At 30.1% G+C, this 18,582-nt stretch carries 15 protein-coding genes and 1 pseudogene; 3 read left to right on the top strand and 13 right to left on the bottom strand.

The genetic code is table 11. The annotated features are described in order from the left end of the window. Positions 1 to 343 precede the first annotated feature (343 nt). Positions 344 to 1,660 (top strand): ISL3 family transposase, encoded by a 1,317-nt coding sequence (locus tag ACZ5SO_RS04550; RefSeq protein WP_464624031.1) that lies wholly within the window; start codon positions 344 to 346, stop codon positions 1,658 to 1,660. A gap of 58 nt (positions 1,661 to 1,718) precedes the next feature. On the opposite strand, the gene pflA is transcribed toward ACZ5SO_RS04550, so the two are convergent. From pflA to recO, 8 genes and pseudogenes are all read right to left on the bottom strand, one after another. Next, positions 1,719 to 2,360 (bottom strand): pyruvate formate-lyase-activating protein, encoded by a 642-nt coding sequence (gene pflA, locus ACZ5SO_RS04555; RefSeq protein WP_464627111.1) that lies wholly within the window; start codon positions 2,358 to 2,360, stop codon positions 1,719 to 1,721. A 1-nt stretch (position 2,361) separates the two neighbouring features. Next, a pseudogene (gene pflB, locus ACZ5SO_RS04560) lies at positions 2,362 to 4,683 on the bottom strand (formate C-acetyltransferase). A 397-nt stretch (positions 4,684 to 5,080) separates the two neighbouring features. After that, positions 5,081 to 5,536 (bottom strand): Lrp/AsnC family transcriptional regulator, encoded by a 456-nt coding sequence (locus ACZ5SO_RS04565; protein ID WP_464627112.1) that lies wholly within the window; start codon positions 5,534 to 5,536, stop codon positions 5,081 to 5,083. Positions 5,537 to 5,541: 5 nt separating this feature from the next. Beyond that, complete coding sequence (gene serC, locus ACZ5SO_RS04570) at positions 5,542 to 6,624, bottom strand: 3-phosphoserine/phosphohydroxythreonine transaminase (RefSeq protein ID WP_464627113.1); 1,083 nt, start codon at positions 6,622 to 6,624, stop codon at positions 5,542 to 5,544. Next, positions 6,624 to 7,511 carry an NAD(P)-dependent oxidoreductase gene (locus tag ACZ5SO_RS04575; RefSeq protein ID WP_464627114.1) on the bottom strand — a complete coding sequence of 296 codons (888 nt, stop codon included), beginning with the start codon at positions 7,509 to 7,511 and terminating at the stop codon, positions 6,624 to 6,626. Before ACZ5SO_RS04575 ends, serC begins: the two co-directional genes overlap by 1 nt. A gap of 277 nt (positions 7,512 to 7,788) precedes the next feature. Continuing rightward, positions 7,789 to 7,998 carry a 30S ribosomal protein S21 gene (gene rpsU / locus ACZ5SO_RS04580; RefSeq protein ID WP_464627116.1) on the bottom strand — a complete coding sequence of 70 codons (210 nt, stop codon included), beginning with the start codon at positions 7,996 to 7,998 and terminating at the stop codon, positions 7,789 to 7,791. 144 nt (positions 7,999 to 8,142) lie between these two features. Then, entirely contained in the window at positions 8,143 to 10,299 is a 2,157-nt protein-coding gene (recJ, locus tag ACZ5SO_RS04585; protein ID WP_464627117.1) for a single-stranded-DNA-specific exonuclease RecJ, read from the bottom strand. 13 nt (positions 10,300 to 10,312) lie between these two features. After that, positions 10,313 to 11,044, bottom strand: coding sequence for a DNA repair protein RecO (recO, locus tag ACZ5SO_RS04590; protein WP_464627119.1), 732 nt, complete (start codon positions 11,042 to 11,044; stop codon positions 10,313 to 10,315). Between the two features lie 124 nt (positions 11,045 to 11,168). Here recO and ACZ5SO_RS04595 point away from each other — a divergent pair, with 124 nt between their 5' ends. Together ACZ5SO_RS04595 and ACZ5SO_RS04600 are read left to right on the top strand one after the other, a co-directional pair. Further along, on the top strand, positions 11,169 to 12,470 hold the full coding sequence (locus tag ACZ5SO_RS04595) for a lipoprotein N-acyltransferase Lnb domain-containing protein (protein ID WP_464627121.1): 1,302 nt from the start codon (positions 11,169 to 11,171) through the stop codon (positions 12,468 to 12,470). Between the two features lie 3 nt (positions 12,471 to 12,473). After that, on the top strand, positions 12,474 to 13,250 hold the full coding sequence (locus ACZ5SO_RS04600) for a sulfite exporter TauE/SafE family protein (protein WP_464627122.1): 777 nt from the start codon (positions 12,474 to 12,476) through the stop codon (positions 13,248 to 13,250). Between the two features lie 73 nt (positions 13,251 to 13,323). On the opposite strand, the gene ACZ5SO_RS04605 is transcribed toward ACZ5SO_RS04600, so the two are convergent. From ACZ5SO_RS04605 to iolG, 5 genes are read right to left on the bottom strand one after another with little or no spacing between them, the layout of a single operon-like run. Then, on the bottom strand, positions 13,324 to 14,565 hold the full coding sequence (locus tag ACZ5SO_RS04605; RefSeq protein ID WP_464627123.1) for a nickel-dependent lactate racemase family protein: 1,242 nt from the start codon (positions 14,563 to 14,565) through the stop codon (positions 13,324 to 13,326). A 55-nt stretch (positions 14,566 to 14,620) separates the two neighbouring features. Next, positions 14,621 to 15,865 carry a phosphoglycerate kinase gene (locus ACZ5SO_RS04610; RefSeq protein ID WP_464627124.1) on the bottom strand — a complete coding sequence of 415 codons (1,245 nt, stop codon included), beginning with the start codon at positions 15,863 to 15,865 and terminating at the stop codon, positions 14,621 to 14,623. Then, a complete protein-coding gene (locus ACZ5SO_RS04615; protein ID WP_464627125.1) occupies positions 15,865 to 16,884 on the bottom strand; it encodes a type II glyceraldehyde-3-phosphate dehydrogenase in 1,020 nt (339 codons plus the stop codon). The genes ACZ5SO_RS04610 and ACZ5SO_RS04615 overlap by 1 nt, the downstream gene beginning before the upstream one ends. A gap of 11 nt (positions 16,885 to 16,895) precedes the next feature. Then, positions 16,896 to 17,546 carry a cytidylate kinase-like family protein gene (locus tag ACZ5SO_RS04620; RefSeq protein WP_464627127.1) on the bottom strand — a complete coding sequence of 217 codons (651 nt, stop codon included), beginning with the start codon at positions 17,544 to 17,546 and terminating at the stop codon, positions 16,896 to 16,898. A gap of 10 nt (positions 17,547 to 17,556) precedes the next feature. Then, positions 17,557 to 18,579, bottom strand: coding sequence for an inositol 2-dehydrogenase (gene iolG, locus ACZ5SO_RS04625; RefSeq protein ID WP_464627128.1), 1,023 nt, complete (start codon positions 18,577 to 18,579; stop codon positions 17,557 to 17,559). Between the last annotated feature and the right edge of the window lie 3 nt (positions 18,580 to 18,582).

An 18,582-nucleotide genomic window follows, 5' to 3' on the forward strand; every position in this document is an offset into this window, starting at 1 on the left:
ATATTATTTTTTTTTACATTATTAACTAAATAATCAGTTTTAATATAAAATTTTAGCTATACAGGTTTATTATTTAAAGCTAATCTATGTTTAAGATAAGAGCTAATAATTATGCTACGGGCTTTTCTAGCTTCATTTAAACTGGCATTTTTAGTACCTTTCAGCGGGTATTCAATATTTAATTTTGAGGCTTCATCACTAAGTGTGGGTAAATTTTATAATTGAGAATTGAAAAAGAAAGGAATAAAGAATACAGATATTAGTTTTTTTAAGGAATTTATTGAAAAAGTCATCAGTTATCGTCTATTGTAAATTTACAACAACACACAAAGGACGATAACCAATGACAATCAAGAGCTTATTAAAAGAACTAATCGGTGTCAATAATGTAAAAGTTAAAAGTTGGGAATTAATTACTAATTCTAAAAATATTAAAGAGCTTTATATTCATGTAGAACCATATAAAAGAGAGCAAAACAGATGCCCAATATGTGGAAAAAAATTACCTGGATACGACAAAAAAGAAGCTCCTCGAAAATGGAGATCTCTTGATGTTGGAAACATTCCTGTATATGTCCTAGCTAATACTAATAGAGTAACTTGTTCAGAACATGGTGTTATAACTGCAGCAGTTCCTTGGGCTAGGCATAACTCTAGATTTACTAAAGATTTTGAAAATCAAGTAGCCTGGTTAGCTTTTAATTTAAGCAAGAAAACATTATCAGAGTTTATGGGTGTTTCTTGGAATACTGTTGGTGATATTATTAATAGAGTATTAATAGATGTAGCTCCTAAATATGAAGATAGGTTTAACAATTTAGTTAATATTGGAATTGATGAAACTAGCTATAAAAAAGGACATAATTATATTACAACAGTTGTAAATAACGATGATAGTACAGTTATATGGGCAGAGGAAGGACATAATCAAAAAACTTTATCTAAATTCTTTGAATATTTAAGTCCAAAACAGAGAGCCTCTATTAAGACTGTTAGTGGTGATGGAGCTAGATGGATAAAGGCTTGTCTAGATAAATATATTCCTAATGCAGAGCGTTGTATTGATCCTTTTCATGCAATTGGATGGGCACAAGTTGCTTTAGATGATGTAAGAAAAGCTGCCTCCCAAAGAGCAAAAGTAATACTTGAACAGAAAGAAGGGGAAATGAAGAAACGAGGTAGAGGACGACCTAAGAAAGGAGATGAGAAACCAATAGATGAATCAAAGATTATAAAAAATTCTAAATTTGCCTTACGCAAGAACCCTGAAAACTTAACAAAAAATCAGAGAGAAAAATTGGAAATGATAAAGCTTAATGATAATCAATTATATAGAGCATATAGGCTAAAAGAAGAGCTTAGATTTATATTCAAGCTTGATGATATGGATGAAGTTAAAGAACATTTAGATTCATGGTTATCTTGGGCTAGAAGATGTAGAATACAAAGTTTTGTAGCTTTAGGAAGGAAAATAAAACGACACTATGATGCTATTATGGCAACTAGAACATACAAAATTAGTAATGCAAAAACTGAGGCTTTAAATAACAAAATAAAACTCTGTATTAGAAGAGCTTACGGATTTAGAAACATAAATAATTTACTTAATTCTGTACTTTTGGTTTGTAGCAACATAAAAATCCCTTTAGCGAACAGATAAATTATGTTAACAAAGGGACTTAAAGAGAAAATTAATTAGGCTCTAACCCACATATAGGTTAGAAGACCCTTAATTTTTTATATTTAGCTTCCCCCATGTTATGGTATGGTAGAACATCAACCCCATAAATATTGGTAAAGGGCGAAAGTAATTTTCCTAATTTTTCAAAATGCTCTATTGTATCTGTAATATTAGGAACTAAAACATGTCTTATGATTACTTGAATATATTTTGAATCTAGAAGTCGTAAAAATTCGAGAGGCTTATTTGATGGTATGCCTGTCAATTTTAAATGAGATTGTGAGTCACTATGTTTAATATCTAGTAATACTAAATCTGTGTTGTCGAGTAGTTTATCATATTTAGAGAGGTTGTTTGTATCAAAACAGCCAGCAGAGGTGTCTAAACAAGTATGTATACCTCTTTTTTTAGCTTCTACAAATAATTCTGTTAAAAAATCTAATTGATAAAGAGGCTCACCGCCAGTAGCGGTTAGCCCCCCATTTTTATAAAATTCGATATTTCTCTCATATTGTGATAAAATTTCGTCTACACTCATTTCGGTGCCTGCATTTTTTTTCCATGAATCTGGATTATGACAATAAAGGCATCTCAAAGGACATCCTTGGAAAAAGACTACGAATCTAATTCCAGGGCCGTCTACTGTTCCAAAACTTTCAATTGAATGAATATATCCCAATTTAAATTACCTCATGAAAAGTTCTTGATATAACTTCATCTTGTTGTTCTTTAGTTAATTTATTAAAATTAACAGCATATCCGGATACCCTAACTGTAAGTTGAGGATAAAGTTCAGGATGTTGTTGAGCATCTAATAATGTTTCTTTTCTAAACACATTTACATTTAGATGGTGACCACCTTTTTCTACATATGCGTCTAGCATTGTTACTAAATTGTTTATTTGTGATTCATTTACTTTCATTTTATACCTCTTCCTTTATTCTTCTGTTGGTACTTCACAAGCACACATTGGTTTATTAGTAAAACTAATTTCTATTTCATCATCTTTTCCTAACGCTTCGGGAATAATTGAGAATGTGTTAGAAATTCCATCTTGGGCTTCACTAAATGACAATTTAGCTACTGAGCTTAATGAAGCTATTGCACCTTTTTTATCTCTGTGATGCATTGGATTAGCACCGGGAGCAAAAGGAACTCCTTCTTTTCTGCCATCTGGTGTAGATCCTGTAGCTTTTCCATAAACTACATTACTTGTTATAGTTAATAGAGAAGTTGTTGGGACACTATTTCTATATGTATGATTTTGTTTAATATATTTCATAAATAGTTTTAGTATTCCATCAGCTATCTCATCAACTCTGTCATCATCATTACCAAATTTTGGGAAGTCTCCTTCTATCTCATAATCAGTAGCTAGACCATTTTCATCCCTAATTACTTTTACTTTTGCATATTTAATGGCAGATAAAGAATCAGCAACTACTGAAAGCCCTGCGATTCCAGTTGCAAAATATCTTTTTACATCTTTGTCATGAAGCGCCATTTGAACCCTTTCATATGAATATTTATCATGCATGTAGTGAATGATATTTAAAGTATTAACATACACTTGTGCTAACCATTTCATCATATCAGAATATTTTGACATAACTTCATCGTAATCTAAATATTCAGATGTAATAGGCTTATATGAAGGGCCAACTTGTTCTTTAGTTTTTTCATCGACCCCACCATTAATAGCGTATAATAAGCATTTGGCTAGATTTGCTCTAGCTCCAAAGAATTGCATTTCTTTCCCTAATCTCATCGAAGATACACAACAAGCAATAGCATAATCATCGCCATGAGTTACACGCATTAAATCATCGTTCTCATATTGAATAGAAGATGATAATATTGATGTTTTAGCACAAAACTTTTTAAATCCTTCAGGTAAATTTACGCTCCATAGAACAGTTAAATTAGGTTCAGGAGCTGTTCCAAGATTATTTAACGTATGTAAAAATCTAAAGCTTGTTTTTGTTACAAGAGGTCTACCATCAATTCCCATTCCACCAATTGATTCAGTAACCCAGGTTGGGTCTCCTGAGAATAGAGCATTGTATTCAGGTGTTCTAGAAAATTTAACCAATCTTAATTTCATAACAAAATGATCAATAAATTCTTGTATTTCTTCTTCACTATATTTGTTATTATTTAAATCTCTTGTAGCATAAATATCTAAGAAAGTGGAAGTTCTGCCCAAGCTCATTGCAGCACCATTTTGTTCTTTTACTGCTGCTAGGTAACCAAAATATAGCCATTGAATAGCTTCTTTAGTATCAGAAGCTGGTTGGCTTAAATCAAATCCATAAATTTTTCCTAGTTCTTTTAATTCTTGTAAAGCTTTGATTTGTTCACTTAATTCTTCTTTATCTCTAATATTATCGCTATCCATTACAAATGATGTAGAGCTTTTTTGATTTTTCTTATCTTCAATCAAAAAATCTAAACCATATAAAGCTACTCTTCTATAGTCGCCAATTATACGACCTCTACCATAAGCATCCGGAAGTCCTGTAATAATATGAGAGCTCCTACATTTTCTCATTTCAGGAGTATAAACATCGAATACTCCAGCATTATGTGTTTTTCTATAATGAGTATAAAAATCTTTAATAGTTGGATCAATTTCAAAATTATTATCAGATAGAGCTTTTTCAGCCATCCTTATTCCACCATTAGGCTGTAAAGATCTTTTAAATGGTTTATCTGTTTGGAAGCCTACTATTTTTTCCTTATTTTTATCTAAATAAGCTGGGCCATGGCTAGTTATAGTTGAAATAACTTTGGTATCCATGTCTAAGACTCCGCCTCTTTCTCGTTCTTTTTCATTCAGAGATAAAACTTGATCCCATAATTCTAGTGTATCTTTGGTTGGCCCACATAGAAACTTGTCATCTCCAAAATATGGTGTATAATTTTTCTGAATAAAATCTCTTACATTAACCTCTTTTTTCCAAGTGGTTCCTTTAAAAGAATTCCAAGCGTGTTCTTTCATTTCATTTTCTCCAGCATTTCATTGTTTTATATAAACAGTTAAACATGTCTAACTTTCGCCTATAAAGTACTAAATTTTTAGAAAAAAGGCAAGTCGTAAGAAAAAATACTTATCAAATTAATTGGTTAAAAGGTAATTTAAAAATCTAAAATTATATATTTTGGTAATATTATTTTTTACTTGTATAAAATTAATAATCTATTTTGTTAGTTAATTGGAAAATTTGGATATTAATGACGTTTTATTATACCGTTATTGTATTAATATCTAATTATAAAATTATAAAACTTTCTTGAATTTTTATTTTTAATATAAATAAAAAAACTGTTGCAAATATTTGAATGATATTTAACAACAGTTTGTTTTTATTTAGTTAGAATAATTAAAGTTTTCTTATTTATAGAACATAAGGAACTTTTAAATTATGAGATTGGTAGACGATAAATGTTTCCACATCAGCAACTTGATCTATGTGCCCAATCTCATTTTTAAAGAAATCCAACAATGTCATATCGTCTTCTTCGTTTAATATTAATTGAACCATTAAATCATAACGACCGGTTACTACTGCTACTGATACAACTCCTCTTAATTTAGAGAATTCAACAGCTTTTTTATCTAAGTCTAACGTGTTAAGTTTGACTCCCATCATTACAACTTGTAATCCAGGTATAAGTTCTGGATCTACTAAACCAGTTACTGAAAGAACACCTTCATCAATAAGCTTATTAACTCTAGAACGTACAGTATTTTCAGTAATGCCTTGATTTTCAGCTATAGCACTGAAAGGCTTTCTTCCGTCAATCAAATCACGAATTATTTGCTTATTTGTATCGTCTACTTTTTTAATCATAATTCTTAACCATTTTTCCTTTCAAATTCTTTCATGAATTGTGCTAGAACCTCAACATCAGCTTTTGGACAAGCATTATAAACACTAGCTCTTAATCCACCAACACTTCTATGTCCTTTAAGTCCTAACATACCCTCTTTTGTAGCTTCTTCTATAAATTTCTTTTCAAGTTCTTCATTAGGTGCCCTAAATACAATATTCATTTTAGATCTATATTTTGGATCTACTGGTGAAGTATAGAAAGATGAAGAATCTAATACATCATAAATAATGTTACTCTTTTCAGTAGCTCTGTCAAGCATACCCTGTGCTCCACCATTTTTCTTTACCCATTCAAGAACTAATTTTACTCCCCAGATTGAAAAGACTGGAGGTGTATTAAATAAGCCATTACCCTTAGAGTGTTTAGCATAATTTAAATAATTTGTCAAATTTGAATTTTGTCTTTCTAGCATATCTTTTTTCATGATTATAAATGTAGCTCCAGCAGGACCTAAGTTCTTTTGAACGCCACCATAGATCATGGAAAATTTGTTTACATCAACGGGACGAGACAAAATATCTGAAGACATATCAGCAATTAGAGGTGTGTCTCCTGTTTCTGGGAAATCTTGCCATTCAATACCACCAATTGTTTCATTTGAACAAAGGTAAAGGTAGGAAGAGTTTTCAGATGGTTTTACAGTCTTTGGATCTGGCAAAGTTGTAAAATTTGAATCAGTTCCATCAAAGTAATAATTAACTTTACCTATCTTTTCGGCATCTTGTCCTGCTTTATTAGCCCATGCTCCACTCTTGATGTAGTCAGCAACGGTGCCTGGTCGTAAGAAGTTCATTGGAATCATTGTAAATTGTAATGTTGCTCCACCACCTAAGAAATATACATCGTAATCATCACTGATGCCTAATAATTCTCTAAATAGGCTTTGTGCTTCAGCATACATTTCTGAGAACATTGCACCACGGTGTGAGGTTTCAATCATTGATTGTCCATTACCTTTGTAATCTTTTATTTCTTTTTCAAGTGTATCTAATACTTCAATAGGTAAAACTGATGGACCAGCAAAAAAATTATATTTACGTGACATTAAATCTTTCCTCCCTTTGAAAGTTCGTCAATAATTGCATAGGCTTCTTCACCTATACGCAATAAATTTTCAGTTGTATTTGCACCGACGTGTGGGGTCAAAATAACTTTATCTTGATTTAAAATTGGATAATCTTCACTTGGTGGATCTGTTGGATAAACGTCTGTGCAATATAATGCTACTTTATTTGATTCTAAAGCTTCACACATATCTTTTGCATTAACCACTGGTCCTCGACAAGTATTAATAACTACAGGAACTTTATTACAATGTGATAATAATTTTGCATCTACCATTGATTTAGTTTCTTCGGTTAAAGGCATATGTAAAGAAATATAATCTGCATCTTTAATTGCTTCTTCTGGTGTTGCCTTCATTTCTGCTTTATCGCTTGATGAAACATATTTATCATATGCTACAACTTTCATTCCAAAAGCAGCTGCTCTTTCTGCAACCTTTTGAGCTATATTGCCTATACCAAATAAGCAAAGAGTCTTTCCATAAAGTTCAGTTCTCTTAATTTGTTTCTTTAACCATTTACCATTTTTCATTCCATTATGATATTCAATGAGATGAGTAGGTGCTGCAATTAAATGAGCCATTACTAATTCAGCAACAGCAACAGAAGAAGCTTTAGGAGTATTTCTGACAAAAATACCTTTTGATTCAGCATACTCTTTATCAATATTGTCTATACCAACACCGCCTCTAATAATTAATTTTAAATTAGGAGCATTGTCGATATATTCTTTTGTACATCTAGTTTTTGATCGAACAAGTACAACATTTGCTTCAGCTAGTCTTGTCTTGTCATCTGTAACCTCACCGAAAACTGATAATTTCTCAGCTAATGAAGCATCAAATGCATCGGAAATTAGAATTAGCATAATATAACCTCTTTTTGTGATATTTTGTTAATCACTGTTTTTTGATTTTAGAATATATTATATTTATGAATTTGTCAATTTTATTTTAATATTTTTTGTTATCACTCAATAAAATTAGAAATAATTTATAATTATCATTCTTTATTGAAAAAGTGTATTTATTTTGAAGATTGTTGAGCTAATAAAGAATAAAAGACGTTAAGAAAATCGGTGTGTTTTTTTCTTAAATTGAAAAAAAATAAAAAACGCCTAGTCACAGACTAAGCGAGAAGTAATCTTAATAAGATTTTGAAGCATGTAATTTTCTAGCTTTTTTTAATTGCTTACGAGCATTAGCTTTCTTCTTTCTATTAAGAATGGTGGATGGCTTTTCGAAGTACTCTCTTTTTTTGTACTCACGGATTATACCTTCTTTTTCTACCATACGTTTGAAACGTTTGATTGATTTTTCTAAAGGTTCGTTATCATCTACTTTAATATATGCCATTCAATATCACCCCCTTCCCTCTTTAATGCATTGGGTCAGTTTCTAAATTGGATTTTTTTTATCCAACCAATGTGAATATATATAAAATATAGTATTTATTCAACACCTTTTAGCATTTATTAATCAAAAAATAAGGTAACATATTTAATTTATTTCAAAATTTTTGCTATTAGAACTTTGTTTTATATCAATAACACTAAGTTGTATTGATTCAGAATTCTGATAATTGTTGTATCCCATTTTAAACACTAAATCAACAAACATGTCTTTTTTAAATTCGTCATTAATTTTTTTGCCACCGTTCCAAAAAATGCAAGGCCATTTGTAATTATTATATGATATGACCAATTTTACATTTCTTGTACCTACTTTGCCTCCACTTATGAAGTTATAATCAACTAATAATGCTTTTTCAATATGGAAAATTAAAGGAGAGTTGTTTTGACCATACGGTTCAAAACTATCAACGAGCTTCATTAAAGCAGGAGAAAAATCTTTTTCTTTTATACTACAATCTATTTCAACAACATCATCCTCAACTTCTTCTAAATCATCCATGTGATCTAATTTATCACTTACCATTTTGACGAAAATGTCAAGATTTTCTTGTTTTAATGAGAATCCACCAGCATTAGCATGACCCCCATAATTTAATAATAAATTGTCAAAGTTTTTTAGAAATTTTGTTATATGAAAACCTTTAGGAGATCTCATGCTTCCAATAAAAGTTCCATCCTCATTGTCGCAGAGTACCATACTTGGGCTTTTAAAAGTATTCATCAATCTAGATGCCATTAAGCCTGTTATGCCCCTAGCAACTTTTGTGTTTTTAACAAATACTAATTTAGATCCAAAGGCTTCATAATTATCTTGAGCTTCATTTTGCATACTATGCCAAGCTTCATCACTTAATTTTTGTCTTTCTTTATTAAATGAAAACAATTCAGAAGAAAGTTGTTCTATCTTTTCTTGATCTTTAGCTAAAAACATATCAATTGCAACTTGTGGATTACCTAATCTACCAGCTGAATTGATTGTAGGAGAAATATTCCAGCCTATATGAGTTGTTGTAATTTTCTTATTGATTAATTTAGCTTGAGCTAATAAGGGTAGTAAAGATTTTCTTGGATTAGTTGCTAATACTTTTAATCCTCGCTTTACAAGGATTCTATTCTCATCTTCCATAGGCATCATATCTGCCACTGTGCCGATTGCAACTAAATCTAATACTTTATCAAAACCTTTAGATAAAAGTTCATTGTTTTGAAAAATTAAAGAATTAAAAATTCCCATTAGTACATCTAATTCATCACCAACTATTTCACTATATCTACCGCTTTTAGAAACTTTAGATAAAGCAAATAAGCTCATATTACCTAAAGATGGAAATGTTTTATTCAATGCTGGTCTTATGTCTTGTAGATAAATATCAACTTTAGAATTGAAAGCTTTACTAAGTTGCTTTTTTTCAACTTCTTCATCTAAAACTATTATTGGAATTCCACAATTTATAAAATCAATTATTTTACTCTGTTGTGGACTTGTGAGTCCCGGATTTATAATTTCAATCATCCTATCTAAAACTACTAGATTTCTAATTTTCATAGCTTGGATAATTACAGAATCATTTCCAGGTTGTGAGTGTAATAATATATAATCTTCATTGAAATATTCTGAATTTGCAAATCTTAAAGCCCAGATAAATTTAGCTGTAACACCGCATCCTGCTAAATGAGGGAAAGGATATTTACTTCCTTTTTGCTTTGGATCAATGATTGCGTAAGCATTAGGTAATGTTGCTCCACTTATGTGATGATCTAAAACTATTGTATCAATATATAGGGAATTTGCTACCTCGATTTCTTCAACTTCACTTATACCACAATCTACCGTTATAATTAAACTAATTCCATCTTCTTTTGCTTTTTTAATTTTTTCAACGGTCATTCCATAGGGATCATTTCCATCTGGTACTGTGTAACTAACATCTACTCCTAATCTCAAAAGTTCATTGACTAGAAGTACTGTACTAGTTATACCGTCGACATCTTTATCACCAAAAACTCTTATTTTTTCTTTGGCTTCTATTGCTTCTAAAACACGTTCTACAGCTAATTCCATTTGTTGGAACTCAAAAGGACTGTGTAAAAACAATAAATCATTTTCTAAATAATATTTAACTTGATTTCTGTCTGTAATTTTTCTTCTTGATAAAATCGAACAAGTAAATAAATCTACTCGGTAACGTGATGAAAGTTGTTTTACCTCTTCAATATCTAAGCTCTTCTTAATCCACTTCATATTTTCCCTTTGTCTAATTATATACATTCAAGCTTTTTAATGGATGTCCTATAATTTTAATTATCCATTTTATCATATATGCCTTTATCCTGCTAGCAGTAGTGTTAAATAATGGAACCTCAATTGCATCTTCTAGGTTTAAGTTTTGAGTGATACTTAAATATTTCCTTGCTTTTGGAGGTAATATCATATTAGAAGAATTAGAGCAATTTTTACAACTAGGAACAGTTAAAGAATCAGAAAAATATAATATTTCCTTTTCTCCATATTTTTTATCACAATTTGGACAATATTCTAAGTTTTCAAAAAAACCATGATCTTTTAATATTCTTAAAATAAATTGAATTACTATAATATCTTCATTAATTGAATTATCTTCTAATAAATCTAAACTTTTTGTAAATAAACTGTATGTAAAAGCTAAATTATCATTATACGTTTTTAAAATTATTTCACTTAAAAGTGAAGCTGTACAAATTTTAGAAAAATCTGTTAATAATAAATCATGAGCACTTATTAGTGTTACATCTTTTAGTACATATTGCTTGTTTGTTGGATTGAAATATAAGAAAAATTGTCCTTCTTGAAACCTAAAGGCCTTTGGAGCTTTTTTACTAGTTTTTGCTCCGAATGCTCTAACTGTTATTATTCCAAAATCAAGGCTTAATAATGTCAAATTCGTATTATTTACGCCATCACGCCTGCTATGGAGAACAATTGCTTGGGTAATAATATTTCTATCCATAAGTCCTCCATTTTTTCAATTTTAAAGCATAATCCAATATCTTAAATTTTTTTGTATAAAAATAGTATCAATAATATTTAAGTTATGGCAATGTGATAATTCTTGTGTTATTATAATGAATAATATGATTAAAGTTAAGCGAATTTTAATAATACTTTTTTTTTCAATAATAATAATTTCTCCTCTTTTAGGAATTGATTTTACTCCTAAACCACTAAGAAATCCTTTTCCAAGTGAAGAAAATCTTAACAACTTTACAAAAGTTAAGGATATTGAAGGATATGATATAGATACCCTTGATTCTTTAGAAATATCTCTTATTACAATTTCTCCAGGTAATCCTTTATATAGTTGGTTTGGACATTCTGCTATTATGGTTACTCAAGATGAAAATACTTCTATTATTTATGATTATGGAGTATTTAGTTTCAATAGTGATAATTTTTATACTAATTTTATTCAAGGTAAAATGTATTATTTGCTGATAACTTCATTTGCTCAATCTAGAGTTTCCATACCAATTGAAGAAGATAGGACTGTTTCAAAAGTCGTATTAAACCTTGATAATAAATCAAAATTAGATATTGTTAACTTTTTAAATTATAATGCTCAGAGTGAAAATAGAACTTATTTATATGATTTTTACTTGGATAACTGTGCTACAAGAATAAGAGATATTTTTAACTGGGTAACTGATGATGATTTTAAAGAATGGGCTAAAAATCAAACAACACCTTACACCTTTAGAATATTATCGTCCGAGGAATTAGATAGATCTTTCTTTGTAAACTGGGTTTTAAATAGTTTTTTAGGGCAATCTAGTGATGAACCTATTTCAACTTGGGAAACAATGTTTTTGCCTAAATATTTGGAAAAAGCTGTAATTGATTATGGAAAATTTAATACTTCTTCAACTCTTGTTTATGACAGCGATACTTCTAGCAAATTTAGTGAGATACCAGATATTAAGTTACATCTACTCTCTTATATTATTATAAGCTTTGTCTTAAGTATTATTGGTTTATTTTTTAAAAAATTAAAGCAAAATTACCGTAGTAGGCTTTTTGGTATTTATAATTCGATAATTATTTTATTTTTGTTGATTATATCTTGTTGTATTACTTTCTTGTCTTTCTTCTCTCATATACAACCAGCTTGGCACAATGAAAATATCATTTTCTTGAATCCTATAATTTATATAATTTTATTTATCTATTCTCTGAAGACGCTTCATAAAAAACATAAATCAACTAGAAAATTAATTAAATTTGAAAAAATATCTCTTATTTATAGTGTTTATTTGATTATTTATATTATTGCTAAGGTTCTTTTTTCAACAGTACTTATTCAAAGTAATTATATTATTGTAATTCCAATTTTTATATTTTTCTTTGTTCAAAGTTATATTTTCTACACAAAAAGGTAATATATGGCAACTGATTTTATTTTATCCAATTTTCTACTTTTAACTATTGCTGCTTTTTTTCTTGGCCTTGATAAGGGTGGTTTTAGAAATCTAGCTTTAGTTTGTATGTATCTACTTCTCAAAGTCCTTCCATCAAAAGAAGTTTTAGGAATCCTTATTCCTATATATTTACTTGGAGATACTGTTCCAATATATCTTTATAGAAAGGATATTAATTTTAAGGCTGTTTGGTATTTCGTTCCTCTCGCGATTTTAGGAATAATCGTTACTACTTTTTTCGCTTCATCAATCGATGATAAAAATTTTACTTTGTTTATTTCCTTTTTTATTCTGCTGATGGTAATTATGGTTAGTTTTCAAGAAATTAGTAAATACATTAGAAAAAAGAAAAAGATCTATTTGGAAAATAAACCAATTTCTAAACCTATTACCTTATTTTTATCTTTTATGTCTGGCATTACTACAGTGTCTAATGCTGCAGGAGCTATTACTTGTATCTATTTTTTTAAACAAACAAAAACTAAAAGAGAATTTGTTGGATCCTCAGCTTTATTCTTTTTTAGTTTGAATTTAACGAAAATTATTATTTTTGCGATTTTTTGGAATAACATAAATATTGAAACATTATCTATAACCTTTAGTATGTTATTAGGCTTATTTATTGGTATTGCCTCTTCAACGTTTTTGATTAAAATTATTCCTCAAAAAGTATATAATATTGTTGTTTTAATTAGTGTCTATTATATTGGTATTATGCTTTTTGTAAAAAATATTATGTGATTAAATAGCTGTTACTATTGATATTTTCATTTGCATGATTTGCAGTTACAAAATAGTAACAGCTTTATTTATTTTATTCTTTTAAAAGTGGTACTGTTATACATCCATCTGTTAAGAGACTGAATGTTGCCCTTTTACCTTTAATTTTTAATGCTTCATCTATTGCCTCTTGAACACTTGAATATTGTTCAATGAAAATATCATTCCAAAGTTTATCTTCAAGTGTGCTTATTACCCAAATTTTAGCCCAAGTCATAATTTCAGCCATCTTAGCTGCTTTATGATAACCTAATTTATAATTTTGACTTATATGTTCTAAAACTTGTTCTGGAGTGTTTGATGACTTTAATAAATTATAAAAAGCTTTCTCTCCTACTCTTTCTTTGCAAGATGATACTAAGATTAAAATTCCACCTTCTTTGAGAGCTAATTTTCCATTATCTATAGCTTTTTGAGATTGATATAAGTTAATATCCATCGGAGAAGTGGCAACACTTACTACAATATCTGTTTTCTTTTTTATCTCACAAGTAAATACTTCATTAGCGCTTTCTATAGCAGCATCAAAACTTTTGTTTATGTCGCCTGCAGTAATTTGATAGATTTGATGATCTCTATCCATTACACTCATTACAGAAAAGATTGGTTTATCTTCTAGTAATGTTAATACATCCACCATATCAAGATGTACTGGGTTATCAATTAAATTTAAAGCCTTTGCTCTAGGATCTAGAGCTCTTTTATGATTTGCTTCAATTGATCGATAAGAAGCTACTCCTGGCATTATTGCTTTTCTTCCCCCTGTGTAACCTGCAAAATAATGTGGTTCTACACTTCCGATAATGATTAAAGCATCATTTTCTAAGACTCTTTTATTAATTTCAAGAGGAGTGTTTGCCCTACTAGTACCGAGAAACACTAAATCTTCTTCTTTAGTTGCTTCATGTGATACTACTTTATCTTTTAACAAGGGATAGGTACTTCCCAAAATTTTCTGTAATTCTTCGTCCTTAGCTATTCTATGAACACCTGTTGCTACAATAATAGTTATTTGCTTATTCTTTATATCAGGATAAATTGTTTCTAAAATTTTGGCTGTTGGTGTAGGCCTTGTACCATCATTAACTATTATTAAAATCTTTTTTTTATCCTGAAGGAATTTATCTAGATTTTCACATCCTATTGGATTGTTTATTCCTTCAGTCACCACTTTATTTTGATCTTTTTTTTCTACATTTTTTGGTGAAATTATAATACTATTATCAGGAAGTGTTAAATCTACTTCTCTCTTATTGTATTTTATTTTATATCTCATAAATACCTCTAAAAAAAAGTGAAAGATTAAATCCTTCACTTTTGTTCCTTGTGAATTACATAGAATTTTCCATTGCAGTAATTAACGGCAGTTTTTTACCTGATAGATATCTGACCATCGCTCCTCCCGCTGTACATATGTAATCCATCTTTTTGTAATCTGTGAATTTCATAGTGGCACTAACACTATCTCCTCCTCCAATTACACTAAAGCCTTTTGAATTAGAAATAGCAATTAAAAGTTTTTTTGTGCCATCTTCTAATATAGGATTCTCATACATTCCAGCAGGGCCATTAACAAAGATTGTATTAGCCTCAGATATTATTTTTGAATAATAATCAATTGTTTCATTACCTATATCAGCATATAAATAGTCACCGACCTGTTTGTTTACTGATACACAAATTCTTTTTTTTTCACTTTGATAAGCTAAATCTAGAGGCATCTCAATTCTATCTTGATATTTTTCTAAAAGGTCTTTGGCTTGTTTGATAAAATCTATTAGTCCTCTATCCTTTAAAAAAGAGTCAACTTGTGATCCAAGATTAATACCTTTTGCTATTAGAAAGACTTCACCTGTAACACCACACGTTAAAATTTTATCAGCAATTTTTTTGCTTAATACTTCTTCCATCATAGAAAAAGCATCAGATATCTTTGCCCCACCTAGAACAAATATACAAGGAGATTTTGGATTATTCATTACTTTTGATAAAGTTGAGACTTCATCAAAAAATAAAAATCCAGCTGCACTTGGTAAAATTTGTTGAAAAGCTACCATACTTGGAGCTCTTCTATGGGCCGCTGAAAAAGCATCATTTATATAACAATCAAAATGTGGTGCCAAAGATCTAACCAAATATGTTTCAATCATTTGCTTGTCTGTTAATTTAACACTATTTTCAAAGGTAGATAATTCTTCTCCAAGATATCTTAAATTGCCTAATATAATAAACTCTCCACTATTTAAACTATTTATTTTTCTAATGGCCGCTGGACCACAAACATCATCTATGTATTCTACTTTACATCCTAATTTTTTAGATAATATTTGAGCATGCTCTTCAAGAGGTATTAGATTTTGATAATCTAATGTATCCCCTTGATGAGCAATGATTGCAACTTTAGCACCATTATCTTTTAAATAATTTAGAGTTCTAAGAGATTTATCAATCCTATTTGTGTTAACAATTTTCTTTGTATTAACGTCAATTGGTGAATTAATATCTAATCTAAGCAAGACTTTCTTATTTTTTATGTTTATTTCTTCTATAGATTTAAACCCTAAATTGTTACTCATTATTTCATACCTAAATATTTATTTGTAGCGTTTGTACCATCTTCTCTATTATCTTGCATCTTTAAAGCTGCTCTAATTGCATCCATATTTTCTGGAATAACTACAGCTTCTTGAGGAATATTAATTGCAAACATGATATCATCACCACTATTAACAATAGATTCTTTAAATACTGCAATTTCATACATATCACCTCTTGGATGACCTAAATCTCTCGCATATTTAAAGAGAGAAGCATTACCTAAGAATCCATCTTCTAAGCTCACTACTCTAATTCTTGGATGTGCTTCAAATATTTCAAGTAACTCTTCTTTACCTATTTTATTTTTAGGTGTTAATACAGAAGTTATTATATGACCATGAGTAACTGGTGTGTGAACTAAAATACCTGTAGCATTGATATGTGGCATGATTGTCATTAAATCAACTGCTTGGTGGTTAGGAGCTGGTGCAACTTGCAAAGCATTAGTTAATCCTCTGTGATAATCCCCTGGATCGGCAACTCTTCTTATAATTGTAATTGCCACTTTTTCAACTCCAACTTTTCTATCAACTGCATCAACTGCTCTAATTAAACCTGTTGTATTACAACTTGTTAGTTTTAAATAATCAGCACCTATCCCTTTTTCATAGTTTGCATAACCGTGGAAAAAGATATCAGCTACATCATTTTTTTCCCCACCTTGGAAAATAGCTTTAACTTTATATTTTTCATATAATTTTTTGTTTATTGCACCAATTCCTGCATTTGTTGCATCTAGCATAATATCCACTTGTTTTACTAAATCTTCAAGTGTGCCACTTACTGGAATATTTTTATCAGTCAAGAGATTAATTTTATCAGGTGCTGCTGTAAATAATTTATATGGCATTCCTTTTTCATAAAGGGCTTGTATTGGAAGTGTTGGGGCAACATCTGCAACTCCAACTAGTTCCATATCTTCTTGAAGTGCAACTCCATCAGCTAATCTTTGACCGATTGTTCCATAACCGGCTACACCTACTTTAACTTTTCTCATAACTTATCTCCTTAACGAATTTTGTCTAATTCTTCTTTTACGAATTTTAATAATATAGGATCAACTTTTAAATCCTTTAAGTTTTTAGAAGTACTACTCCTACCTTTTTCCATCAACGATTGATAAACTTCACAAATATAATCAACAGCTTTATCGGGAGAGATAATTGCTGTATTTATTATCATATCGAAACTGTTTGTATTTTGATAATCAAACCTAAAGTCAGATTCTATGAATATCTTTCTGACTTTATCGTTTTCTTCGACATGTTTTACTGCTTCTTCATAACTAATGTCATGTTCAGCCATTTGTCTTTTTATTCTTAGTTCCTTTGGAGCTTTTGTTCTAACGTTTAAAACGTCATTGTAATCTTCAAATACTCCAAAACCACCTCTACCAACTAGTACTACATTATCTGCTTTACCGATTGCTTGTTCTGTTTTTGCAAGAAAATCAATGGTTTGTTCTCTTAGTGTTAGGAATCTATCCCAGAATCCAGGGGCCTCATCATATATTTCTTTAAATGTACTAAAGCCATATTCCTTCATGATTCTTGAAATAAAAACTTTGTCGGCATAAGCCATGTTCAACCTTTGTGCTACTTTACGACCAATGTAAGTACCTTCGCTTCCCATTTTTCTTGAAATTGTGATGACGCCCATTTTCTCCTCCTTAAGAGATTGCTACTTCACTTATTAATACAGGACGGTGCTCTTTTAGTGACTTTGAAGCTGCTAGGGCAATTTCAACTGGCCTAACGGCATCTTCAATTCCACATTTGATTGGAGAACCTGTTTGAACTGAATTAATAAAATCAATAATTTCGGTAGCATATGAATCCATATATCGTTCTAAAAAGAAAAATAAAGGTTTTTCAGATTCAACGCTATCTTTAGTGCTAAGCTCAATCAAGCTCTTTCTATCATTTTCTACTTTAGCACAGCCTTTAGAGCCAAAGACTTCAGTCCTTTGATCATACCCATAAACGGCTTGTCTAGAGTTATCAATAATAGTTAAAGCTCCATTTTCCATTGTCAACATAACCATTGCTGTATCAACATCTCCAGCCTTTCCAATTTCTGGATCTATTAATACTGCTCCTGTTGCATATACCTCTTTAACTTCACTTCCACTTAAATACCTTGCCATATCAAAATCATGAATCATCATATCTAAGAATATTCCTCCTGAACCTTTTACATACTCTGCACTTGGTGGTTCAGGGTCTCTAGAAGTTATTTTAATTATATGAACATCTCCAATTTTATTTTCCTCAACAGCTTTTTTAACAGCTGCATGATTGTGATCAAAGCGTCTATTGAACCCAATTTGGAAAAGTACTTTATTTTCTCTAACTACTTTCATTGTTTCATCGATACGTTTTAAATCAGTGTCTACTGGTTTTTCGCAAAAAATATGTTTTTTTGCTTTCGCAGCAGCTTGAATTAGTTCAGTATGAGTAGCTGTTGGAGAACAAATTAATACTGCATCAATGTCCTTATGGTTTATTATATCATATGGATCTTTATATGTTTCATTAATTCCTATATTTTTTGCCCATTCTTCTAAATTTTTGTTCATAAATGGGTCTGCAATTGCAATTATTGTAGCGGATGGAACTAAATTAGTTATGCTTTTTGCATGAACTTTACCAATTCTACCTCCACCGATTATTCCAACTCTTAATTTTTCCATTGT

The organism is Pleomorphochaeta naphthae, assembly GCF_055396005.1.